Source organism: Algoriphagus halophilus (assembly GCF_041729275.1).
Taxonomy (GTDB): Bacteria; Bacteroidota; Bacteroidia; order Cytophagales; family Cyclobacteriaceae; genus Algoriphagus; species Algoriphagus halophilus_A.
Map to the genome: position 1 here is coordinate 26,847 of NZ_CP146486.1, position 23,249 is coordinate 50,095.

A 23,249-nucleotide genomic window follows, 5' to 3' on the forward strand; every position below is an offset into this window, starting at 1 on the left:
GTTTTATTGCTATTCAATTTTTACCTGAGGTTGATCGCCTAAATAGCCAAGAGATTGTAGGAATTCATCCGCTGCCAAAAGAGTCTTTTGATAGTATTCAAAGTTTGGGTAGTTGAAAAACCCATGAGGTTGGTTCTCATAGAGCTTTAATTCACACCTACTTCCTATCTTTTCCATCACCAATTGATAATATTGAGCCGTGGTAACGGGCACGAGGCGGTCTTGAGTCCCGAGCATCAATAGAGTAGGAGGAGCTCCAGCTCTAATATTGTGAAGAGGAGAGAAGCTTGGATAAGTTTCTCCGATCCGTTCATATCCATAGCCTCCAGGACCATTATCTATTACCGGGTTAAACAAGACCAATGCGTTTGGTACTGGGCTGATGTCCAAAGGATCGGTGGCTTCATTAAATTCAGAACTCAATGCTGTTGCGGCGGCCAAGTGCCCCCAGCAGATCCTCCAGAAGCAATGATCTTTGAAGGAGATACATGGAACTTTGCGGCATTTTTTCTGATATATCGAATGGCGGATTTTGCATCCTTCAAGGATTCAAAAGGACTGGTTTGATGCTTGTTCCTTGTCCTGTAATCCACTAAAAAACAAACCAGTCCTCGCTTGGCAAAGTAATCAGCTTGGTGTTCAAAATGGGATCTTTCTCCACCTACCCAGCCTCCTCCAAAAAAGAAAACCATGGCAGGGTATTCTTTCGTTTGGTCCATTTCTTCTGGATAGATTACTTCCAAGAATAATTGTGTTGTATCTACTTCCTTATAAAGTATCACTTCTTGGGCTGAAGCAATTTGTAAGAGGGAGGAAAACATTATTCCTAGCAAAATTGACCGGTAGTTCATAGTTCAAATGTTTTTTTCGGATTGGCTACTGTGAAACAAATAGACTCAATTAAATAGGGAACTAATGAATATTTTAGAAGTGGAATGGAAATCCTTGAACCATTTCCAGATCACTTAATTCCCTGCTAGGTCCATTCTTCAGAGTTTAATTTGATCAATAGGTTTATGGGGTATGATGATCTGAATTTTCATAATGTTCTTTGATTAGGTCTTTTCCGAAATCCCCATTAAAATCTCTCCATACGGTGTGGATATGATTTGCATTGGTTTGTGTGTTGTCAAATTCTATTAAGAATGACTTTCCTTGAATTCTATAATAATGTCCCTCCCCTGATTTAGTAGCCCCTGCCCAACCAAATCTGATTTCTCCTAGTTCTTCATCTTGAATGTTTTTCATCCTTTCCATTGCCAATTTTTCAGGCATAGTGGATAGGTATTCATCAATAAGACTTAAGAAAACTTTTTTTGACTGGAATTTAAACGCTCAAATTTGATACCTTCTGGTGACATGGGGTTAACTTCGATGGAGTTTCTGGTCACGATATCATTAATAGGTGCCTCCTGAAAGATAGCGATGGCTTTCTGCTCTGGATCGAGAGAATTGACCAATTGAAAGCCTAGCTCTTCTTCTTTTTCTAAAGTTCTTTCCCCTTTTCTTGGACCAGAAGGTATAACAGCTGGATTTGCCCCAAAAAATCTTGGCGCTATGCTTTGTTCATCATTGAGTACTGTGAAATTTAAGGATATGTGATGCCCTTCAAAGGACCAAGACCAAAGACTATCTGTTACAGGATTACCATAAAAAGCCACAAAAAACTTATCAGGGTCACGCATCACCGAGTCCCCGGACATTTCTCTCAAAACATTTTCCAGATCAATAATCTTTTTGGTTTTTATATACCCTGTTTCGGAAAGAGAGGATTGAAGCAATTCATGTAGTAGCTTTTTCTGGGTAACATCTAATTCTGCCAACGAAATTCCTGCTCTTGGAAACATAGAACTTGGAATATAATGCCATTGGGTCTTTGTCTCATCCTCAAAAGAATAAAGCACTTTTTGCTTTTGATCCTGGCTCATGGAATTAAAAAATTTGCTGGCAGGATCATCCTTAAATAGTATAAATGCTAGAAAAATTGAAGAAAAAATGAGCAGTCCTACTAAAACAATTTTTTTCATAATGACCTATAATTGGTTTAAAATTGAATTTACACACTACAAAATAGGACTTTTTGAAATAGGAATTCGTGGATCTTCAAAGGAATCTCAACTCAATCTCTTGTTTTTTAATAGAATATAGAATTTAAAGAATAATCTAAATCGGTACGATTGACGATAGGAAGTCGTGCAAATTAGAAATAAGTCAGGATTTCTTCAGCTATAAGCTGATGGCCTTTCTCATTGGGATGATTTCCCTGAGACATATATTCCATTACACATTTACAGGATTCTTGAATTTTTTGGAATAGCGCATAACTGTCCACCAAACCCACTTGATATTTTTTTGCCAATTCAATTATTTGTTGACGATGTAAATCGAGTTCATTCCCGGATTCTGTAAAATCTACTTTAAGGTCAGGAGATGGTGTCAAAAGAATGACTTTGATATTTTTCTTTAAAGCTTTGGCAATCATTTTTTCCCATGCTTTTCGGGATGCTTCCAAACCAATTCTTCGGTCATTTAATGCATAGTCAAAAAACAAGACCTTGGGTTGATGAGGGAGAACTTCTTTGCTAAACCTCTTTTGTCCACTGTAAGAATCTTCTCCACCAATGGCGGTATTGATTACATTGACCACAGCATTAGGATAAGCTTCTTTAATTCCTTTTAAAACTAGAAAAGGGTAGGAGTGTAGCGTATTTACATCTGGAGTTTTGAAATAGCCAGCCGGAACACTATGGCCATGGAATACTAGGTTTATCGTTTGATTATCTGGCCATTTGACATTCAACTCTGATTTGATTTCATACAGGTAATTTGTTTTTGAATCCTGTTCAGGTGTTTGGGCAACGGATGAAAGGGTAAAAAGGAATAAGAACGTAACTGGGAACGCTTTATACATGAGAGGAAACTTGATTAAAGGAATTTCAAAGAATTCAAATTACTTATTTTCTTCAGGAATTTTATCCTCTTCACCTACTTGGGCTTCTAGGTTTGGTTGAGCAGCGGTCTTGATTTTTTCCATTGCCTCTTCCTGTCGCTTCAATCGAAACTCTTTCATGGCATTACCTCTTTTGGATTCTCCTGAATGATAATCAGTTTTTGGGCCTTCTTCTTTTTTCCAATCATCATCTGGTTGATAGATAGCATCCGAAGGTACGCTACCAACAACAACCTCCATATTTCTATAGCCACTTGACCTTACGGTTTTATCCCTCTCTGATCCTTTTTTCTTTACTTTGCTATTTCTCTTAGAGGAATGAAAGGAATCTAACGTCCCATGAACTCCCTCACCTAAGGGTACTTTATGACCAGTAAGCGGATCAAGTGCCCATTGAGCAGATAATTTTTCTTTATTCACTTTAGATAAATCAGTGATAATTGCCCCGCTATGTTCATATCTTTCTTTTGTTTCTGGGTTAATTTTTTCAGGTTTTTGACCAAAACTTTCATGGGCATTGCTAAGAATCGGCCTTTTAGTAGAGGTATGGCTTAAGGCAAAAAGGTTGTCTCCTCCACCGGCACTTTGCTGGACAAATTCACGATGATTCCAAGTAAGTTCACCTGCTCCTCCTGGCCCAATTTTCTTTTTCTTCTTAGTTTTCCATAAGTACCGATTCCTTTAGTAGTTAATCCAGCTTGAATATCATCTTGATAATTCAACTCCCTTCTGATATATCGAGGCACAAATGTTCCTCTGTTATCCTGAACATACTCTTTGCCTACATCATCTCTTCGAAAAAATTTGGTATTGTTCTCCTCCACCTCTTCTCCGTAATAGGCCTGACCCGATAATAATGCAGTTTCTTCCAGATTATATTCTTTCGCTAAAGCAATTACCCCTTCTTCGTATTCTTTCCGTATCCTTTCTATTTCAGCATTATAATCATTGTCCCTAGTTTCATCCTTACCTTGTTTGTTTGCCCAGGTCATAGTGGCTAATTTTTTAGCTGCTCTTCTAGTTTGTTTTAAGGCATCGATTTTTTGCTGGATTTCTTCTTTTTTATTCTGCCCCACTTTAGACATATCAATTCGGTTTTTGAGTTGAAAAGGAGGGACATTTACCAAAGAAGTTAGCTTTCGCTGAAAAATGGATTCAGGTCGAAGATCAGCAAACTGGAAATTGGTTGATTGCTTAGTTGGTGAGTGGACAGGGCTACTCGGTTTTTGAGCGAATTGATGAGCAAAAAAAGGCATAAAAAATTTTATTGAAAAACGTTCTCAAGAATTGAATTGATTTAATAAAAACTTATAAATCAACAATTGTTTTTGAATTTAACTTATTGACAACCAATTTACAATGGTAGATTTGAATGCGAGTGACTTTTTTACCTAATTAGTTTATTATTCACCATTCCAACTCAAGGTAATCTATTTCATGTGGCTTACCTGGCGCAACCAAAAATCTTGGTTTATCCGAAAGCTCATAAATGACGCTGGCAAAAGTAAATCGATTACTCACCACATCTTGACCATCATTATCCCTTGAACTCAATACTTTTTTTATTTCATCAATACTAATGGATTGGGTGTTTTCAGTAAACCGATTCTGAAATGATTTGATGCGCTGACATTCGTATAAACCTTCTTCAGGAGTCTTATTGTTTGATGCCAAAGAAGCCAAATAGTTGGCACTATAATCAGTATTGCTCATGGGATGGTTGGTATGATAGGTGAAAATAGAATTTTCAAAGGGTCGGAATTCTTCCAGTTTATTTGAGGAGCATTCTAAACTATAAACTCTTTCTGGGCCTCCCAAAATGTAATTTTGACCTGATGCATGATGAATCCTCTTCAGGAAATCCATTGCCTCTTCCTGCGTATCCTTACTTAATACTCCTCTGACAATAAAGGTTACCGGCAAACCAGTTTTGGTATAATCCAATTGCATCAAGGTATTGCAATTGATAGAAACAGATTGATTATTCATTCCTGTCAATCCTAAATGACCTGGTACTGACAGGTACATTACTTCTTTACTTGAATTGGATTCAGAAGCTTTGATCACTGTTTGAAAACCATGATAAAATTCTGGAATATCCATGTTTTGGGCGGTAATGCTTGGATACTGCGAGGTCTTGTTAACACCGAAAGAACTGCAACTATGTGCCATTACGTCTTTAGTATTGAACCAGTATTCGTCTCCCAATTGATGCATAAAAATCGTTTCAAATTCTACTCCTGATCCATCGCTGATCCCATTTACTTCTTCTAATAATTCCGGAGTATATTGCTCCACAGAAGATAGATAGTCTGTCTGCTCTAAAAAGAGGGTGATAAATTCTTTTGGATCTATTCCAGTCGTAGATCGTATATCCTCATAAAGCAACTCGATGACATCTTGGATATCCTTTTTAACAATTTCCCGTGCTCAAAACCTCTTTGATAGGGCGATCCAGTCAGTTTTAAATACCTGAGGTTCCCATTAGCAAGAATTTCTAGGTGTACTTCTGGCTTTACCGATCTGTCTTCTTGACTTGATTCTTTTGGTGAACAAGAGAAAAATAATAGACAAAGTGAAACAAGAACTATATGATAGTTTTTCATAAAATCTAAAAATTGAATTCAGTTGAATTTACACAAAATAGATGGAATTGGATATAGTAAAGAGTTTGTAAATCAATAAGATATAAAAAATTGGGAGGTCAAACATTTTGTTTAAATGGGGAGATCAGAAAGTAGGACGGAAAAAAATCCAGAAAGCCTTTTTTAAAAGATCAATTATTGGGTGTGGGCTTTAATCGATTAAAATAAAAATAATTGAGTTCATCGGAATTACTCTCGATGATATCCAATCTCTGGTCGTTATTTAGATCTTTGAGGATGATATCGTAAGTGTCTAATTCTCCACTGGAGAGGGGAATCTCTTTCCAACTATTTCCATTTTGGAAATTTAAAAAGACCTTATTGGGGCTCCCCGAATTTGCAATAACTATATCAATGCTGCCATTATTGTCTAAATCCCCAAAATCCAAAGAATAAGATTCATCTGAACTGGGGTCAAAAATGATGTTTCGTTGGTACACTAAGGATGAATCTCCAAAATAGATCACATTGGGCTCACCAATATTGGCTGTAATGATATCCAGGTAACCATCTGTGTCTATATCAATCACTCCAACAGATCTAGTTTCATCTGAGCCAGTCCCAAAAGGTAATCGAGCAGTAAATGTCAGATTTCCATCATTTAAGTAGATGAAGTTTTGCTGCCCATCTCGATTTGCCAAAATCAGGTCCATGTCTCCATCTTGATCCATATCTGCAACATCCACATCGATGGTGGAGTCGTCAGAGGATCCAAACTCTACTCGGTCACTAAACTTCCCTTGTCCATTATTCAGACAAATTTCATTGACACGACCTCTATTGGTAATTAGAATATCGATGTCTCCATCGGTATCTATATCCACTGTTTTTAGATTTCGAGTGGGGGAATAGTCATTTCCAAAAGTACCAGACCTGGTGTAGTTTCCTTTTCCGTCATTTAGGTAGATGGCATTAGGGGCCATATCGTTTCCTACAGCCACATCCAAGTCTCCATCCCCATCAAAATCGGCTAGTTCTGTTGCATAACTTGTTTCATACACTTCATCTAGCAAACGGGACACGGTAAAGATTCCGTACCCATTATTGTAAAATACTTTATTGGTTTGGGGCCAATGCCTTCCATCTGCCACCACCACATCGATATCCCCATCCTGATCAATATCTCCAGCGCTTACGGAAGCTGATTTTTCTTTTTCTCACCCAAAATCAATCTGGAATTTGTGATAAACTCTATTTCTTGGGCATTTACCAGTAGCTGTAGGAAAATCAAAGGGAGGAACATTAGCTTCTTCATAGTGTGACTGGTAATTTTGGGATAGGATGTTTTTTCTCTAATTCAACTGTTTCAATAAGCCCTCTAAAATTTCATCCTCCTCATCTAAAAGATAGTCTTTGATATAGATATCTGGAATTACTCCCTGCTCTGCGGTACTTCCATTCACCCGGACAATATAACCTTTTGAGACTTGGACTTCTATGCCTGAATTGGGCAATTTATACCTAAAAACTGATGCATATAAAGAGGGATATTCTCCGGTCTCCTCGCCGACAATTTCACCAAAATTATAGTCTTGAATTTGAGAAGCTGAAACCGCTGATTGAGAATGAGATTGCCTATTCACCAATACGTATACTTTTCCGGTAAATCTCTTCTCTAATGGCTGGGGCTGGATATCATCAAATTTAAAATCAAATATCTCCCCATTTTCGTGTGAAAGAATTGCCTTTGAATAGCGGGTGGTTGTATCATTGTTTTTTCGAACATGGTCTTTTAAAAAACTACTGGTCTTCAACGTGAATTCTGAATTCCAAGTAAATGGCCGATCTGCAAAATAAGAAATCAAATAATCACTATAAGAATTATCGCCACCTCCATTATTTCTCAGGTCAAGAATTAAATTTTTGCTTTTATTATTCCGAATTTCCACAAAAGCTGAGTCGATGAATCTTCGATATGCTTGTTCATCACCTCCAAAATTGCCAGGATTTATATAAGCCGAATTTCCTAAAAATTTTAATTCCAGTCTTGCATTTAAAATTTCATCTCGCTTCATCTCATAATCTTCAATGACACGAATGGCATTAAGCGTATAATTAGATATTGTACCGTTTGACTTTAATTCAATCTCAAAAGTGTCCTGCTTGCCAAATAGTTGCCAATAAAACCTAGGGAACGAAAACAACTCTAATTTCACTTGCTTAAAGTACAGTCGCTCAGCTGAAATTTGGGGATAAATTTTTGACAAGATATCTGAAATTGGAACCCCGTTCACGCTGAGTAACTCTGAGCCTGTTTTGATTTGTTCTTCAGTGGACCAATTTTTTCGAATCAAGGGCTTTCCATCTTCAAAGGCAATTTCCAAAGGAAAAACGGTGCCTCCAGTATAAGCATATTCAGCATAGGATTGGCCTGGAAATTGAATTTCAGTATGACCGTTGTTAATGGCTGAGATTAATTGTTGGAAAGCGGTAGTGGTTTCCAATAGATTCAGACTATCCTTTTTGATGGAACCCTTTACTTTCTGATAAGTAGATTCAAAATCTTGCTCAGTGACATAGGCATACACTTGATAATGCGCTTCAATTAAAGAATTATATAAGTAGTCTAAATCTTCCAATACTTTTTCCTTAGGGAGAAGGGTTGAGTTTGATTGGGCAAGGATTGATTGGATGGATAGGCAGAAAAAATGAGTATTGCCAGTATTTTTTTTATATATGAAAGTTTCAACAGAAGATAAGATTTCATAAAGACAAGTTGTATTACCTACAATGATAACTTATGCATGGTAAATGCAAAAGAAATTTGATGCCTTAAACCTATTCATATAATTTTAACCGGTTTCTGAGCATGTTTAGCTCTTCTTTCAGTTCTTTTTCTTTTTGTAAAAGATTAAAAACCACGTCTATTCCCTCCAAGTTAAGGTTTAACTCATTGCGCAGTCGAATCATTTTTTCGAGATCTGAGATTTGATCTTGATGTATAAACCTGTCATTTTCTATGAATTCAATATGGATCAATCCAAATTCATTTAGTTCTTCTACAAAGGAATTATCAATACCATAGTTTATGCAAATGGTTTTGATAGCTATAAAGTGAGTCTCAACCATGAGTTCTAAGTTTTTGTAATTCTTTGAATAATTCTTTTTCGCGTTCGGTTAATCCTGTTGGAGTTTTGATATGGTAAGTGATAATCAAATCTCCAAATTGTCCTTCTTTTTTGTATACAGGAAAACCTTTTCCTTTTAGTTTGGCTTTGGTGCCATTTTTGGTTTCGGGACTTATTTTAAGCTTTACTTTGCTGTCAAACGTATCCATGATGATCTCATCTCCTAAAATGGCGGTATATAGGTCGAGATCGACATCTTTATACAAATTGTTTCCCTCTCTCTTAAATGGGGTGGAGTTGTTGATGATAAACTTGATGTATAAATCCCCGTTAGGCCCTCCGTTGATACCTGGGCCTCCATTTCCCTTAATTTTGATTTGTTGTCCATTTTCTACTCCTGCAGGAATGGTCAATCTTATTTTTTTATCATTTACAGTTAGTATTTGCTTTTGGGTTGTATAAACATCTTTGAGGTCTAAATGCAATTCTGCATTGTAATCTTGTCCTTTGAATTTTGGAGTTCTATGCCCGTGACCGGAATAAGTTCTTCCACCACCGCCAAACATTGATTCAAAGAAATCTGAATAATCCTGACCCGAGAAGCTTCCTTGACCGGATTCATGCTGGGTATACTGTGATTGTTGCCGTCTTTGCTGTTGAGCTTTTTCAAATTCCTCTCCGTGCTTCCAATCTTTCCCGTACTTATCGTATTTCTTTCTGTTTTCCGGATTGCTTAAAACCTCATTGGCCTCATTAATCTCTTTGAATTTTTTTCAGCCTCTTTATTATCTGGATTAAGATCAGGATGGTATTTTCGAGCGAGTTTTCGGTAGGCAGCTTTGATTTCTTTTTCCGTTGCAGTTTTCGAAATGCCTAATGTTTTATAATAATCTATAAATGCCATAGAATAAAATACTAGTTAGAAGCACTTTTAATTTCGCCATTTTGATCGGCTTGTCGCTGAAATCCGGAAGAAATTTTCATTCACTTCCTATTTTGATTATAATTTTTCCTTGATGAAGACCTCTTCCAAAATATTGGATCATTCCCGGAATTTTGTCAAAAGAGTAAGGTCCATCAATTTGAAATTTAAACCCATTCTTGAGCATATATTGCGTAATATTTTCTAGATCCTTATTAGGAACCAAACTCAGAATATGGAGATTTTTTTCTAAACTTTTTGGCTTGAGTTTACTCCAAATTAAAATACTTATGAGGCTTTTAATATGACCCCCAATAGTGACATAAGTTCCATTTTTCTTTAATGCCTTCAAATAGCTTTTGGGTTTTTTGGTGGATTTACAATCCAAAATCAAATCGTATTGGTCGCCAGTTTGGGTAAAATCGGTGGTGGTATAATCAATTACCTCATCAAACCCTAGCGCCCTCATTTTGCTTAGTTTGGATTTTGAATCTACACCGGTAACGTGGCAGTTATAGGATTTAGCAATTTGAACACCTATGGTTCCAACGCCACCGCCACCTCCATTGATTAACACCTTTTGTCCAGTCTTTATTTTTCCTAAATCTTGTAATGCTTGAAAGGCAAGAGCAGCAGCATGTGGGATTGCTACCACTTCTTCAAAACTTAGGGACTTTGGTTTTGGAAGTAATTCTTTTCGGTACACTGATATATTCAGCGAAAGTTCCGAAGCCAAAATTCGAAATATCTCCATATACTTCATCACCCACCTTAAATTTGCTGGCTCCTGATCCAATTTTTTCTATGATTCCAGAAAGCTCCATTCCCAAAATTTTGTTCTTTGGTTTGGTTAAACCATACATGAGACGGAATAGAAAGGGCTTTCCTTCACCATGCTCCAATCATAGTCATTGATTGAAGTAGTAATAATTTTAACCAGAACTTCTTTTTCTTTTGGTTGTGGAAGATCGATTTCTTGTATTCTCAATACCTCCTCTGGAAGTCCATATTTTTCTAAAACAATCGCTTTCATAAAAAAATGTAGTGATGTGCCCTCTACAAGATAGGTAATTATTCAAAAGTTAAAGAGGTGAGATGCCCTAATTTGCAAACGGGTTTTTACCCCATTCATATCGTTTAACTGGATCGAAATCTGGATTTGGTTTTGGCATTTGTGCCTTGGTGTTTTGTTGCCATTTTTTTAATAGGGATTTCATTTCCTCAAGCTTTTCTGGATAGCTGAATTTTAAATCAGTCATTTCACTTAGATCAAACTCTAAATTGTAAAGCGAGAATTCCCCTGAAACCAAATTCTCAATGATTTTCCACTTTCCTTTTCTAAGGGCGGACATGGGAACCGCATGATGGTACACCGGGTAATGAGTAAAAAGTTCACGTTCTGGGTCTATCTTATTTTCAGTGAGAATAGGAAGCATTGTAATTCCATCAAAAACTTGATTTTCAGGCATGGAACCATTCCCTAATTCTACAAAAGTTGGAAAAAAGTCCACACTGGAAACCAAGGCTTCAGTTTTGGTTCCTGCTTTTATTTTTCCAGGCCATCTCACAATTAAAGGAACTCGAACTCCACCTTCATACACCGTTCCTTTTCCAGCTCTTAAAGGAATGTTTGTAGTGGCTATATATCTTAATGGATGACCTTCTGGATACACCTCCAAACTGCCTCCTGCCAATAAAGGAATGTGATCGAACCGATTATTAACTCCACCATTATCCGAATAAAAAATAAAGAGGGTTTCTTCTGCTAATCCCAACTTCTCAAGAGTTTCCATGATCTTTCCAACGCTCAGGTCCACATGCTCGATCATGGCTGCATAAACTGCATTATTGGAATAGTTTGGATCATTCTCTTTATTCAGGTATTTAGAAATCAATTCTTTATCAGCGTCTAACTGAACATGCACATCGTAATGAGAGATGAAAAGGAAGAAAGGCTCATCTTGATTTTCCTCGAGAAAATTTATTCCCATATCAGTAAGCACTTCACTTAAACGCTTCTGCTCATTTAATGGATATTCAGGAGTAAACCTGGGGTTATAAAAGCCACCTCCAACATAGGTATGGGCTTGATCATAGCCTCTGTTTTGAGGTAGATGTTCTGGATTGTTTCCTAAATGCCATTTTCCAAAGTACCCTGTCTTGTATCCAGCGGACTGCATGGCTTCACCAATCGTTATAATTTGATTGGGTAGGTGCTGAACTTCGTGATGGGGAACAGTAACCTCCTCATAGGGTCTCCAATGTCCGGGTATAAAGTCAAAAATTCCTACTCGCGCGGGATACTGTCCAGATTGAATACTCGCTCGGGTTGGGGAGCATACGGGAGCTGCATAGGCATTGGAAAACACCATGCCCTGAGAGGCAAGTTTAGAAATATGGGGAGCTTCATTAAAGCGATTTCCATAAACCGGTAAATCCCGACCGCCTAGGTCATCAGCCATGATGAGTACGATGTTGGGTTTCTTTTGGGCAAAGCTGGTATTGAGAAAAAATAAACTCAAAAAAAGGGCAAAAGTCACTTTTGATAACTTCATAGGAAGAGGTTTTTGGGTATAAAGGGTAAATCAACTCAACAATAAAATGAATTCAAGTGTAGCCTTGAGAACCAGATTATTGCAGTTTAATTTAAAGGGGAAATTGGAACTGGCTATCCTGCTCAAGTAGGAATCAGAAAAAATTTAGAGATAATTACTCCGGGGTATTTAAATTTTCTGTGATTTTATTGATCATGCCCTGAAAAATGAATCCGTGAAACGGGAAAACAGCATACCAATATAATCTTCCTGAAAGGCCCCATGGACGGAAGGTAGCGGTTTGAGTTAACACATGATCTTTAAAACTGAATTCTAGCCAGGCTTCCCCGGAAGTTTCATTTCTGCAAAAAGTAACAATCTCCCTTCCTCTTTATCCGCATACAAAACCCTCCAAAAGTCCAAAGCATCTCCAGGTGATAAATTGGAAGGGTGACTTCGACCTCTTCTGAGTCCAACCCCTCCATACAATTGATCCAAAAACCTCTGATTTCCCATAACAAATTGCCATAATACCAACCATTTTCTCCTCCGATGTTCCAAATCTTATCTTTGGCTTTTTGGATGTTCTCTACTTTTTTGGATCGAACATCTTTGAAGCAACCAAAAGTTGGGACATTTCTCCGTAGGGCCAATTTCTTATTGATGACACCGCTGCTCCATGAATCCTTCCAACTGGATAAAATTTCATGTTCATCAATTTTGTATAGGGTTCTTTTTAAGGCTGTTTTATAATCTATAGGATTGATCTGTAGGATTTCATTGATGTTACTTTCTCTACAGATCACTTCTATTTTCATGCTACTCACTAAGGCCGTCGCTAAATTGTAGGAAGTTGAAGTGACGAAATACAGCCAATAAGAAGAGATTTTGGGCGTCATCACGGGTACAATAAAGATTTTCCTTTCTAAGCCTCTTGCTTCTGCAAAGCCCAAAAGCATTTCTTTATAGGTAAGTATGTCTGGTCCTCCAATATCAAAACTTTGATCATAGAGCTCTTCTTTGAAAAGGGCTCCCACCAAAAACTTGATCACATCGGAAATAGCAATAGGCTGACATTTTGTTTTCAACCATTTTGGAGTAATCATTACCGGAAGTTTTTCTACCAAATCCCGGATAATTTCAAAAGATGCACTTCCCGATCCAATGATGATTCCAGCTCGAAGCGTCGTAAAGTGATAGGTGCCTTTAGCCAGTTCTTCCTCAACTGCCTTTCTGGATTTTAGATGTTTTGATAATTCCGAATCATTGATGATCCCACTGAGATAAATTACATGTTTGGCCTCGGTGCGATTGATTACCTCTTTAAAATTTTTAGCGCACTTCATTTCCATCTCCTCATAATCAGAGGATGCTGCCATGGAATGCAATAAATAATAAGCCCCTTCAATGTCTTTTGGGATAGTATGAAGTGAATCTCGATCAAGAAAATCCACTTCTATTACATCAATAAGATGGTTGTTTTCTTCCGGCGGGTTAAAACGATTTTTGTCCCGCACGCAGCAGATCACCTGATGCCCTTTTTCCAATAATATAGGGAGGATTCTTTTTCCAATATATCCAGAGGCTCCTGCCAGTAATATTTTCATCTATTCCTTTTCCTTTTCCAATGCTTTAATTTCTTCGTACACCTCTTCTGCTTCCGCTAGTTTTTTATCACTTTCGGTTCGATTGACGGTAGAAAGTTTATAAGATTCGTGTTGAAGTTTTTGATACTTTTCTTTTAGGGAGTCGATTTTAGACTTCTTTTTGAATATTCCGAACATATGTTTTTTAGTTAATTCCTGCCATTCCTCCATCCACATGGAAAACCTGTCCTGTGATCCAGGAGGATTTTTCTGTCAAAAGAAAATTGGCCATTTCTGCAATATCTTGGGTACTACCTATTTTTTTTAACGGATGGCGTTGTGCATTCGCTGATTTTTTCTCCTCTGAACTCAATAATTTTTGAGCTAGTGGTGTATCTGTTATGGAAGGTGCGATCGCATTCACTCGGATAGTTGGTGCCCATTCTGATGCAAGAGATCTGGTCAGCCCTTCAAGTGCTCCTTTTGAGGCTGCCACTTGGGTATGAAAATTGAACCCTTTTTGCACGGCAACGGTAGAAAATAAAACCACAGAAGAATTGCCTGAAGCTTTTAGACGAGATGAAGCAGCCTGTAAAATCTTAATCGCCCCAATCACTTGTAATTCATAGTCTTGGACAAACTCTTCTGGTTTGATTCTAGAAAATGGCTTTAGGTTGATACTTCCAGGGCAATAGGCAATCCCATCTAGCTTTTCCGGTAAAAAGTCCAGGTTTAAATCTTCATCCATGACATTTAATGAACTGAATGAGAGGTTCGGGATATCCTCCTCTACCTCATGTTTAAAATAAGTACCAAACACTTGATGCCCAGACTCTGCTAAAATTTTGGCAAGGGTATTCCCGATTCCTGAAGAAGCTCCAATGATTAAATAATTTTTCAATGGTTATTAATTTTTGGTGATTAGAGATTTTTACATTCAAAAAAGTTGTTGGGATTAACCATTTGAATGTTTGTTCTAATCACTAAACCACGAGCTTGCTTGATTGTTTGAGGAATAAAATGCTTGAAACTGGAAAGCTTCAAAGGATGCTGTTTTCAATCAGTTCATAAACCCATTGATTGGGAACCATGTCGATGGTAATATTAATTCGCTCTGTTTGACTAGGATTTAAAATATAGTGTGGATCTGTGAGGCGCAAGTACCAGCATTCTCCTGGCTTCATCAGAACAGGTTCTTTATTTAAGAAGAATTGGGTGTTTTCATTTAGTACCGGGATAGTCAAACGAATGACTGATTTTTCTATATGCAATCCTAAGGTTGGGTCAGTGTGTTCCTTGACATTGGCACCAGGGGCAAGCCTCAGAATTCTTACCAGATTTACAGTTGTATTTTCTTGAAATTGGTTGACTATACGTTTCAGATAAGGTGATTTTTTTAATGCATTGGTATCCATCCAGTCACACCAAGTCCCATCCGCATAATCTTCTGCTGGAGGAGGAAAAGGCAAACTTGGGTCTACCAAATGTGCGGGAGCACGTAAAGAAATTACATCATAATATTCGAAGTGATTGAGTTGCAGGGCCTTCACTTCAGCGAAGATTTTTCTACATCAAATGAAAAAGGAAGCTTGATTCGATCTAATTCAAAAACAGATGGGCTAGCTTGGTCCATGGAATAAATGATTGGAAATGATTTTGAAAAACCTCAAGATAAAACAATTTTAGAAATGATGGTTGACTTAAATCACCCAAGGAATCGATAGGAGATGATTCATTGAAGTTTACACCCTCCTTTATTTCCAGTTCCCAGTAAATGGAGTAGAAGGTTCTTTACCGAATTCTTGTTAGTTTTATTGAGGATTAAATTTCTTTATTGGCTGTGTCATGATTGAGTTGCTCAGACTCTTTCGGGATTAAAAATTTGATACTATGAGTACAACAGATAAGCACAACGAGCGAATTGCCCAAATGACTTTTTCTTCGGTATATCCTCACTATATCACCAAAGTGGAGAAAAAGGGTAGAAGTGTTGAAGAGCTCCAGCAGGTAATTGAATGGTTGACCGGCTTTAATGAAACTAGGCTAAAGCAATTGATAGAGGAGAAGGTCACCTTTGAAGGGTTTTTTGATCAGGCAACTCTAAACCCCAATGCAAATCTGATTACGGGAGTGATCTGTGGATATAGGGTAGAGGATATTGAAAACCCATTAACTCAGAAAGTCCGGTATTTGGATAAGCTGGTAGATGAGTTGGCTAAAGGAAGGAAAATGGAAAAGATCTTAAGGTCTTGATAATAAAGTCATTCCTTCATTTTACGATGAAGAAACTTTAAAATTCTGGTTTTAGGTTTATTTTTTTAATGGAACTTTGATCAGATGCATTAATACATATTATTCGAATTGGCAGACTTTTTGGGACCTGTTGAATGGCATCCCAATGCTCACAAATTTTCCCCTTTTCATCAAACCTGAAAAAGTCCATGGTAATGTATTGATCATTTCCAGGCCAAATCTGGTGAGTATGTAATGCAACCAAATCACCTTCTGCTATCGCCCTGACAAACTCGATGGACTTATCGGGGTAGTCTCGCTGCATCTTTTCAAAATATGCTATAAATCCCTGTGTGCCATCAGCAACCTGGGGATTATGCTGAATGTATTGATCTCCTACATATTTTTTTACCGCTTCTTGGGGATTACCCAAGTAAGCGGTTCTATAAAAGGAGATGGCATTTTGTTTATTCAAATTGGGGTCCATCATTCTTCATATTATTTTAAGCTTTCCAATACCAGCTTGACCAATTCGTTTTTATCTCCATTTGGTATCCACCTAGCAACGATCACTAAATCGTTTTCCTGGTCTACATAAATCATATTGGTTCCCGCTCCAATATGGGCAAATGCAGTAGCGGGTGCTGCAGGGATAAATTCCCGGTCATCGTTAAGGAAATAATTCATGAAACCATAACCAGGATTTGCAGGAGTAGGAGTTTTTGATTTTTCCATCCATGAGGTCGGAATGAGTTGCTCTCCTTCCCATTGACCATTATTTAAAGTAAGGTATCCGAATCTTGCTTGATCCCATGCAGAAAGCATCATCCCACCTCCCCAATGAGAGCCACCTGATACGGATTGCATAATTTGACCATCAATGATCACAAAAGAATTTTCATACCCTGTCCACCTCCAGGTGTCACTGGCACCAATAGGGTCCATGATTTTTGATTTCAAAACCACTGGTAAAGGTTTCCTCCATACGTTCATTAAAGCCAATGCAAGGACATTGACTCTCGTATCATTGTATTCATAAAGTGATCCCGGAGCATTTTGGGGTCTTTCTCTTTTTTCTTGAACGCCCTCTCTTGGTCGATCTGCCCAGTCTGGTTTGCCCCAAAGACTACCTTCCCAATCGGAGGTTTGTCTTAATAAATGATCCCAAGTAATGGTTCTGTTATGCTCCGTATCAAAAAGCTCGAAGGTGTCTTCCTCATCAAAATGATCTGCCTTGTTGATCATCAATTTGGCAGGCTCATATGGATATATGGGGGCCATATACGGATATACTAAATCCTTTTCTGAAGAGATTAATCCCTCTTTCACCGCAAGTCCTGCAGTAGTAGAAAGGAAGCTCTTTGCAACGGAGAATGTCAAATCAACCCTGTCGAGGTCTCCCCATTGACCCACAACATATCCTTTGTAAATAATCAAGCCTGTAGCCGGTCCTCTCATTTTCATTGGCCCGATGGGATATCCAAAAGGTTCTCTTCCAAAAGCGCTTTCATAATGTGCAATTTTAAGATTTGGGTTAGCATTACTTTCATGGGCCACAGCAAAGTCAATTGCTTCTTGTAGTTTATTGGGATCCACTCCAAGTTCACTAGGGGTTTTGCTCTCCCAATTCCCTTTGGAAGGAAAATAGGTCTGAGCAGAAAGAAATTGGACGAGGCAAAAAACTAGAAATAAGGAAGAAGTAAGTTTTTTCATGATAGGGCGGTTTATTGAAACAATCTCATATTTAAAAGATTCATATAAATGTCTATTCAAAATGATTAAATTTTAAAAACTCTTTTATAAGAGGTAAGTTATTATAAAAACCTTTGTTTTTTAGCAGCGAGGATTTTAGAAATTTTTAATTGCATAGAACTGAATGAAAGAACAGAAAATATACATCATAGGTGCAGGATTGTCGGGTCTTGTAGCTGCGATAGAATTAGAAAAAGCCGGTTTTTCACCCATTATTTTAGAAAGTACAGATAAGGTAGGAGGAAGAATGAAGACTGATCAGGTAGAGGGGTTTTTACTGGATCATGGATTTCAGGTTTTGCTTACGGCTTACCCTGAAGTAAACCGCTATTTGAATTTAGCAGCTTTGAATCTTAAAACCTTTGACCCAGGGGCTGTTATTTTTGATGAAAAGGACTCTTACATTATTTCCGACCCCCTACGAAATCCCCTTAAAGTAGTAGGAATGGCTTTTTCAAGAGTGGGTACTTTTTTGGATAAAGTCAAAATGTATAGTTTGACCCAGGAATTAAAAAAGAAATCTGTAGAGGATATTTTCAATGAACCTTCGATTCCTACTTTACAGTATCTGAAAAACTATGGTTTTTCAGATCAAATAATCAATAACTTTTTCAAACCTTTTTTTAGAGGGATTTTCCTTGAAAAACATTTGAATACCTCTGCAAGGATGTTTGAATTCGTTTTCAAAATGTTCTCTTTAGGTCATGCAGCCATACCTGAAAAAGGGATGCAGGAAATCCCAAATATGCTGAGAAAGCAACTTGGAACTACTCAGATTTACTTTAACTCTCCTGTAGAAAAGGTAGAAGGGCAGACGATCACTTTAAAAAATGGGGAACAATTGGAAGCAGATCGAATTTTGATTTGTACCCAACCCGATAAGATCATGCCTCAGTTACAGGGACAATTTTCAAAACCAAAAAAAGTAATCAATTTGTATTTTTCTCTTCAAAAGTCCTTTATGGCTAGACCTATGCTTGGCTTGGTCCCAGGAGAAAAATTTCTAATTAACAATTTGGTGTTTTTGGACGATGTATCGGCTTCATATACAAGTTCGGATAGGTCTTTACTTTCTGTCACTGTTTTGGAAAGTGAATTGGAGGAAAAGGACCTGATCAAGCAAGTTCAAAAAGAATTGGAGCATATTTCTGGTATCAAGGGAGATTATTTCAAGTTTATTAAGTCCTACTACATTTCCTATGCATTACCTAGCCTAGACGACATCAAAGGCAGTATTCCTATTACTGAGTGTAAAATCACTGACCATGTATACTTGGGAGGAGATTATTTACTCAATGGATCAAGCAATGCTGCCATGACCTCAGGAAGATTGGTTGCTGAATCTGTACTTTTAAGTTATACTCCGACCCATTAATTTATTCTTTTATTAAATCAGGTTGAACCCTAGATACCTGATTTAAATCAATTGGTATGGAAGTGTAAAAATGGGATAAAGCCGTATTTTTGCGGGATGGAAAATATACCCCCTTGCCCTTCATGCAAATCACCCTATGGATATGAAATGGATAATCAACTTGTTTGCCCTGAATGTGGCTTTGAGTGGGTTCCAGAACAAGAAGTAGAGGAGGAAGGTCTGATTGTAAAAGATGCTAATGGAAATCTATTGTCGGATGGTGATTCGGTGGTCATTGTTAAAGATCTTCCCGTAAAAGGAGCTCCAAAGCCCATCAAGGCAGGGACAAAAGTAAAAAGCATCAGATTAGTAGAAGGTGATCACAACATCGATTGTAAAGTCGATGGCTTTGGCTCTATGGCTTTGAAAAGTGAGTTTGTGAAGAAATCCTGAGGAATATATGAAATGGGAAATACGAAGTACGAGGAAGTTCATACTTCGTATTTCTTAATCTTATTTCCGTATGGGTGTTTCATCTACCTCTACATCTCCAACCAAGTATTGCATTCCATCTAAGAAAAACTGCAATAAATCCGGGTTTTCAAAGCTTTGGGCATTATGCGAAGGGGAGCTATATAAAACTCTTCCTTTTCCATCTTTCCTGATCCAAGCTACATAGGTAACACCTTCCGTTAATTCCTGGCCTTTTCTCTGAGCCTCGATCTCAGCATTGTTGAAATACAACAAAGGTTTGAAGTCTAATGCTGCATAGGCATTCTTATAAAAATAAGGTTCATCCGTATGTACAAATCCATCTGCAGGGAAAGCTTGAACCAAAGGATGTTGTGGGTCCACCAATCTCACATGTATAGGCTGCTGCTTGGGATGATAGTCGAAAGATCCTCCAAGTAATCTTGAAAATTCCATAGAGTTGTTCAGGGTAGTATTGCCCCCGTGAATCACAAAAATCCTCCTCCTTTTTTAACGTAGTTGATTACATTCTTTTCAAGTTCTGAAGCCTTTTTCCAAACAGCCACACTGTCCATATTACCTTCTTCTGTGAGCTTATCCACGAATAAGTTTCTATAGGTTGGTTTTGAATTGGTATTGTTGAAGATTACTAAATCAAACTCCTTCAGCTTGTTTTTTTCCATCATGGCCAGATCCCTACTACCTACAACCTCAAAGGCCCCGCTTTTTTCCCCAAGAATTTTGAACATTGCTTCGGTATGGGGATTTACCCAGTGCCAAAACCCAGTGTGTAAAGAAAAAACCAATACTTTCTTTTTGGTTTTGAAAGGGAAGCTGGCTTTATCTGGAGCCAATTCATAGATTTTGTCTTTCCATTCTTCGGTCAGCTCCACCTCGGACATACTTTGGGAGTAAGCAGTTCCGATCGAAAAAATGAAAACGATTGCGTAGAAAATATTCTTCTTCATAGGTAATTGGGGTAAATGCAATTAGGCATTAGATTAGATTTCGATATCTTTAAAATTGAAGCCCAATAACTAGATTTTTCCATGATTATCAAAAAATATTATTTCTCCCCATGGTCCTTATTTTGATGATAGGGACTGTTTCTGCTCAAAAAGTCACGTTACGTGAAACCGAAAAAGGAATTGACTTCATGCTTGGAGAACAGCGTGTTTTGACCTATCAAACGGCAGTGGAACCGGTACCGGAAGGTGTAAATCCTGACTATGCAAAATCAGGTTTTATCCATCCCCTTACTTCTCCTTCCGGTCAAGTACTTACTCGAGTTCAACCCAAAGATCACTACCATCATTATGGGATATGGGGTCCTTGGACAAGAGCTACCATTGGAGGGAGAATGGTGGATTTTTGGAATTTGGCGGATCATAAAGGACGAGTTGATTTTGACCGAGTGATTGCCAAAAAAGAAGCGGGAGGAGTGGCAGAATTAACGGTAAGACAAAATCATTTGGATTTGACTGCTCCTGAATCTGAAAAACTTGCCATTTCCGAGGATCTGGTAATTAAGGTCATGCCAGCTGACAAAGGAAGGTTTCTTGTAGATTATACAACTAATATTTCCACAAAGTTGAAAGATGGGATTTTATTGGATGCATACCGGTATGGGGGAGGATTAGGGTTTAGAGCTACTGAAGTCTGGGGATCTGATAACAGTACAGTACTTACCTCAGAAGGAAAAGACAGAAAAACTGCGGATGGGACCGAGGCCAAATGGATCATCATTACCGGAGAGTCGAATGCCCCAGAAGGTAAAAGTGGGCTGTTGATTTTAAGCCATAACACCAATAAGGCTCATCCCGAGCCACTTCGGGTTTGGCCTGAAGAAAATTACAATCGTCAAGGAAATGTATTTGTGGAGTTTACTCCCATAAGACATGAATCTTGGGAGATCCTACCCAACAAACGATACTCTTTAAAGTATAGATTAATCGTTTTTGATGGGGAATTGACCGCAGAAGAAGCCAATAAATATTGGTCTGCATTTGTAAAATAAAAGAAATGAATCAAAAGATAATAATGCTCAATCATAACCCTGAATAGCTATGAAAAAAAGAACTTTTATAAAAAATACCGGTCTGGCTGCAGCCGCTTTTGGAATTCCCACCATCGTTCCTTCCTCCGTTTTTGGAAAGAATGCTCCAAGCAACAGAATCCAAATCGGTCAAATCGGTTGTGGGAGAATAGCGAGGGATCATGACATTCCCGGTACCTGGAGACATGCCAGTGCCAGATATATAGCGGTTTCAGATTTGGATTCCAACCGGATGCAGGATGGCAAGGAGCTGATAGAAAACTATTATGCCAAAAAGGAGAATGAGGCATCTGGTGAAATCAAACAATATGGAGATTTCCGTGAAATGCTCTTGAATGATGAGATTGATGCGGTCGTAATCAGTACTCCTGATCACTGGCATTCGCAACCAGCTATGATGGCAGCCTTGGCGGGGAAACACGTTTACCTTCAAAAACCTACCTCATTAACTATTCGTGAAGGAAGGCAATTGGCTGATGTGGTCAAAAAACAGGCGTTAAACTCCAATTAGGAACTCAACAACGATCCAGTGAGCAATTTAGGATTGCCGCAGAATTAGTTAGAAATGGTAGAATTGGAAAGCTTCATACTGTAAGGATTGGCTTACCTGGTGATCCAGCAGGACCAGAGGCTCCAGCCATGCCTGTTCCAAAAAACCTAAATTATGAGATGTGGCTAGGCTCCACACCTGAGGTACCTTATACGGAAATCGGAGTCCATCCTCAAAAAGGATATGGTCGTCCTGGTTGGTTGAGAATTAATCAATTTGGTGCGGGAATGATTACGGGTTGGGGGCAACATCATTTTGATTCTGCAGCCTGGGGAATGGATACTGAATTAACCGGTCCTAGATATATAGAAGCAGTAGCTGAATTTCCACGTTCTGGACTTTGGAATGTTCATGGAGATTTCATGGTGAAGGCGGAGTATGACAATGGAATCCATATGTATACCAGCGGAGGTTACCCGAATGGAATCCGATATGAAGGGACCGATGGATGGATTTGGGTTTCTAGAGGAAATTATGTGGCCTCGTCCAGTGATCCTGTAGCTCAAGGGGAGAGCGCTAAAGCTTTAGATGCTTCTGATCCAGCCATTTTAAAATCGGTGATCGGACCTAATGAAATCCATTTACAAAAAAGTACAGAGCATCATGGAAATTGGCTGGGCGCTATCCAAGGGGAAAATGAGTTGCTTTCTCCAGTAGAAATCGGACACAGGGCTTGTTCAGTGTGTTTAGTGAGCCACATCGCCATGCAATTAGGAAGAAAACTGGAATGGGATCCGATTTCAGAACGATTTGTAAATGATGACGAGGCAAACACTTATCTAAGTAGAGATCAAAGAGCACCATATGGTACTAATTATGTCAAAGTTTAAATTGATGGTCAAGTGTAAAACAGCGCTGCTTATCCTAGCAGCAGCCCTTTTTCAAAATTGTGATTCACCTTCAGAAAGCATGGATGAAGCCAGAGAAAAAGCTCCTATTCAAATCGTAACTCTTGATCCGGGCATTTCCATGCGGGCCTGATTCATAAGAGCATGTACCCTGAGGTAGACTCTACCATTCATGTTTATGCACCAGAAGGAGAGGAGCTCAAAGACTATCTCAACAGGATAGCAGGCTATAATGAACGGAAGGAAGACCCCACAGCTTGGAGTATAGAGGTGTATACCGG

General features: G+C 38.3%; 27 protein-coding genes and 4 pseudogenes. 6 read left to right on the forward strand and 25 right to left on the reverse strand.

Annotated features, from left to right (window positions below; all coding sequences use genetic code 11):
* Positions 1–9 precede the first annotated feature (9 nt).
* The 21 genes and pseudogenes from V8V91_RS00115 to V8V91_RS00215 form a co-directional block, all read right to left on the reverse strand.
* On the reverse strand, positions 10–441 hold the full coding sequence (locus tag V8V91_RS00115) for an alpha/beta hydrolase (RefSeq protein WP_373398221.1): 432 nt from the start codon (positions 439–441) through the stop codon (positions 10–12).
* Complete coding sequence (locus tag V8V91_RS00120; protein ID WP_373398222.1) at positions 420–821, reverse strand: alpha/beta hydrolase; 402 nt, start codon at positions 819–821, stop codon at positions 420–422. The genes V8V91_RS00115 and V8V91_RS00120 overlap by 22 nt, the downstream gene beginning before the upstream one ends.
* Before the next feature lie 193 nt (positions 822–1,014).
* Positions 1,015–2,027, reverse strand: a pseudogene (locus V8V91_RS00125) (DUF3500 domain-containing protein).
* Positions 2,028–2,200: 173 nt separating this feature from the next.
* Positions 2,201–2,911: an SGNH/GDSL hydrolase family protein gene (locus V8V91_RS00130; RefSeq protein ID WP_373398223.1), complete on the reverse strand. Its 711-nt coding sequence runs from the start codon at positions 2,909–2,911 to the stop codon at positions 2,201–2,203.
* Positions 2,912–2,950: 39 nt separating this feature from the next.
* Positions 2,951–3,370 (reverse strand): hypothetical protein, encoded by a 420-nt coding sequence (locus V8V91_RS00135; protein ID WP_373398224.1) that lies wholly within the window; start codon positions 3,368–3,370, stop codon positions 2,951–2,953.
* A 131-nt stretch (positions 3,371–3,501) separates the two neighbouring features.
* On the reverse strand, positions 3,502–4,035 hold the full coding sequence (locus tag V8V91_RS00140) for a hypothetical protein (protein ID WP_373398225.1): 534 nt from the start codon (positions 4,033–4,035) through the stop codon (positions 3,502–3,504).
* A 322-nt stretch (positions 4,036–4,357) separates the two neighbouring features.
* Complete coding sequence (locus tag V8V91_RS00145; protein ID WP_373398226.1) at positions 4,358–5,338, reverse strand: C45 family autoproteolytic acyltransferase/hydolase; 981 nt, start codon at positions 5,336–5,338, stop codon at positions 4,358–4,360.
* 388 nt (positions 5,339–5,726) lie between these two features.
* The gene (locus V8V91_RS00150) at positions 5,727–6,716 is read right to left on the reverse strand and encodes an FG-GAP repeat domain-containing protein (RefSeq protein WP_373400831.1); all 990 of its coding nucleotides are present in this window, start codon (positions 6,714–6,716) and stop codon (positions 5,727–5,729) included.
* An 11-nt stretch (positions 6,717–6,727) separates the two neighbouring features.
* Positions 6,728–6,850 (reverse strand): hypothetical protein, encoded by a 123-nt coding sequence (locus tag V8V91_RS00155; protein WP_373398227.1) that lies wholly within the window; start codon positions 6,848–6,850, stop codon positions 6,728–6,730.
* Positions 6,851–6,887: 37 nt separating this feature from the next.
* Complete coding sequence (locus tag V8V91_RS00160; RefSeq protein ID WP_373398228.1) at positions 6,888–8,174, reverse strand: S41 family peptidase; 1,287 nt, start codon at positions 8,172–8,174, stop codon at positions 6,888–6,890.
* 199 nt (positions 8,175–8,373) lie between these two features.
* The gene (locus tag V8V91_RS00165) at positions 8,374–8,664 is read right to left on the reverse strand and encodes a chaperone modulator CbpM (protein ID WP_373398229.1); all 291 of its coding nucleotides are present in this window, start codon (positions 8,662–8,664) and stop codon (positions 8,374–8,376) included.
* Positions 8,657–9,567, reverse strand: a pseudogene (locus V8V91_RS00170) (DnaJ C-terminal domain-containing protein). The gene V8V91_RS00165 and the pseudogene V8V91_RS00170 overlap by 8 nt, the downstream one beginning before the upstream one ends.
* A 76-nt stretch (positions 9,568–9,643) precedes the next feature.
* Complete coding sequence (locus V8V91_RS00175) at positions 9,644–10,339, reverse strand: zinc-binding dehydrogenase (RefSeq protein ID WP_373398230.1); 696 nt, start codon at positions 10,337–10,339, stop codon at positions 9,644–9,646.
* The gene (locus tag V8V91_RS00180) at positions 10,245–10,448 is read right to left on the reverse strand and encodes an alcohol dehydrogenase catalytic domain-containing protein (protein WP_373398231.1); all 204 of its coding nucleotides are present in this window, start codon (positions 10,446–10,448) and stop codon (positions 10,245–10,247) included. The genes V8V91_RS00175 and V8V91_RS00180 overlap by 95 nt, the downstream gene beginning before the upstream one ends.
* Positions 10,436–10,618 carry a hypothetical protein gene (locus tag V8V91_RS00185; protein ID WP_373398232.1) on the reverse strand — a complete coding sequence of 61 codons (183 nt, stop codon included), beginning with the start codon at positions 10,616–10,618 and terminating at the stop codon, positions 10,436–10,438. The genes V8V91_RS00180 and V8V91_RS00185 overlap by 13 nt, the downstream gene beginning before the upstream one ends.
* A gap of 67 nt (positions 10,619–10,685) precedes the next feature.
* Positions 10,686–12,140: a sulfatase gene (locus tag V8V91_RS00190; RefSeq protein WP_373398233.1), complete on the reverse strand. Its 1,455-nt coding sequence runs from the start codon at positions 12,138–12,140 to the stop codon at positions 10,686–10,688.
* Between the two features lie 154 nt (positions 12,141–12,294).
* Positions 12,295–12,563, reverse strand: a pseudogene (locus V8V91_RS00195) (DUF2867 domain-containing protein); the annotation flags it as partial.
* Complete coding sequence (locus V8V91_RS00200) at positions 12,476–13,726, reverse strand: NAD(P)H-binding protein (protein ID WP_373398234.1); 1,251 nt, start codon at positions 13,724–13,726, stop codon at positions 12,476–12,478. The gene V8V91_RS00200 and the pseudogene V8V91_RS00195, both read right to left, overlap by 88 nt.
* Positions 13,727–13,903, reverse strand: a complete 177-nt coding sequence (locus V8V91_RS00205; protein ID WP_373398235.1) for a Lacal_2735 family protein — start codon at positions 13,901–13,903, stop codon at positions 13,727–13,729.
* A 7-nt stretch (positions 13,904–13,910) separates the two neighbouring features.
* A complete protein-coding gene (locus V8V91_RS00210) occupies positions 13,911–14,606 on the reverse strand; it encodes an SDR family NAD(P)-dependent oxidoreductase (protein ID WP_373398236.1) in 696 nt (231 codons plus the stop codon).
* A gap of 139 nt (positions 14,607–14,745) precedes the next feature.
* A complete protein-coding gene (locus V8V91_RS00215) occupies positions 14,746–15,255 on the reverse strand; it encodes an aspartyl/asparaginyl beta-hydroxylase domain-containing protein (RefSeq protein ID WP_373398237.1) in 510 nt (169 codons plus the stop codon).
* A gap of 340 nt (positions 15,256–15,595) precedes the next feature.
* Between V8V91_RS00215 and V8V91_RS00220 the strand changes: the two genes are divergently transcribed.
* Positions 15,596–15,958 (forward strand): DUF2200 domain-containing protein, encoded by a 363-nt coding sequence (locus tag V8V91_RS00220; protein ID WP_373398238.1) that lies wholly within the window; start codon positions 15,596–15,598, stop codon positions 15,956–15,958.
* 37 nt (positions 15,959–15,995) lie between these two features.
* Here V8V91_RS00220 and V8V91_RS00225 read toward each other — a convergent pair whose 3' ends face one another.
* A complete protein-coding gene (locus V8V91_RS00225; protein ID WP_373398239.1) occupies positions 15,996–16,427 on the reverse strand; it encodes an ester cyclase in 432 nt (143 codons plus the stop codon).
* A gap of 8 nt (positions 16,428–16,435) precedes the next feature.
* A complete protein-coding gene (locus V8V91_RS00230; protein ID WP_373398240.1) occupies positions 16,436–17,650 on the reverse strand; it encodes a serine hydrolase domain-containing protein in 1,215 nt (404 codons plus the stop codon).
* 163 nt (positions 17,651–17,813) lie between these two features.
* On the opposite strand from V8V91_RS00230, the gene V8V91_RS00235 reads away from it, so the two are divergent.
* Both V8V91_RS00235 and V8V91_RS00240 read left to right on the forward strand, forming a co-directional pair.
* Positions 17,814–19,064 carry an NAD(P)/FAD-dependent oxidoreductase gene (locus V8V91_RS00235; protein ID WP_373398241.1) on the forward strand — a complete coding sequence of 417 codons (1,251 nt, stop codon included), beginning with the start codon at positions 17,814–17,816 and terminating at the stop codon, positions 19,062–19,064.
* Between the two features lie 96 nt (positions 19,065–19,160).
* Positions 19,161–19,496 carry a zinc ribbon domain-containing protein YjdM gene (locus tag V8V91_RS00240; protein WP_373398242.1) on the forward strand — a complete coding sequence of 112 codons (336 nt, stop codon included), beginning with the start codon at positions 19,161–19,163 and terminating at the stop codon, positions 19,494–19,496.
* Between the two features lie 60 nt (positions 19,497–19,556).
* Here the strand turns inward: V8V91_RS00240 and V8V91_RS00245 are convergent, their stop codons facing one another.
* Positions 19,557–19,970 (reverse strand): ThuA domain-containing protein, encoded by a 414-nt coding sequence (locus tag V8V91_RS00245; RefSeq protein ID WP_373398243.1) that lies wholly within the window; start codon positions 19,968–19,970, stop codon positions 19,557–19,559.
* 32 nt (positions 19,971–20,002) lie between these two features.
* Positions 20,003–20,482, reverse strand: a complete 480-nt coding sequence (locus V8V91_RS00250; RefSeq protein ID WP_373398244.1) for a hypothetical protein — start codon at positions 20,480–20,482, stop codon at positions 20,003–20,005.
* A gap of 110 nt (positions 20,483–20,592) precedes the next feature.
* Here V8V91_RS00250 and V8V91_RS00255 point away from each other — a divergent pair, with 110 nt between their 5' ends.
* From V8V91_RS00255 to V8V91_RS00265, 3 genes and pseudogenes are all read left to right on the forward strand, one after another.
* A complete protein-coding gene (locus tag V8V91_RS00255; protein WP_373398245.1) occupies positions 20,593–21,531 on the forward strand; it encodes a PmoA family protein in 939 nt (312 codons plus the stop codon).
* A gap of 49 nt (positions 21,532–21,580) precedes the next feature.
* Positions 21,581–22,950: pseudogene (locus V8V91_RS00260) on the forward strand (Gfo/Idh/MocA family protein).
* Positions 22,937–23,101, forward strand: a complete 165-nt coding sequence (locus tag V8V91_RS00265) for a hypothetical protein (protein ID WP_373398246.1) — start codon at positions 22,937–22,939, stop codon at positions 23,099–23,101. The pseudogene V8V91_RS00260 and the gene V8V91_RS00265 overlap by 14 nt, the downstream one beginning before the upstream one ends.
* Positions 23,102–23,249 lie beyond the last annotated feature (148 nt).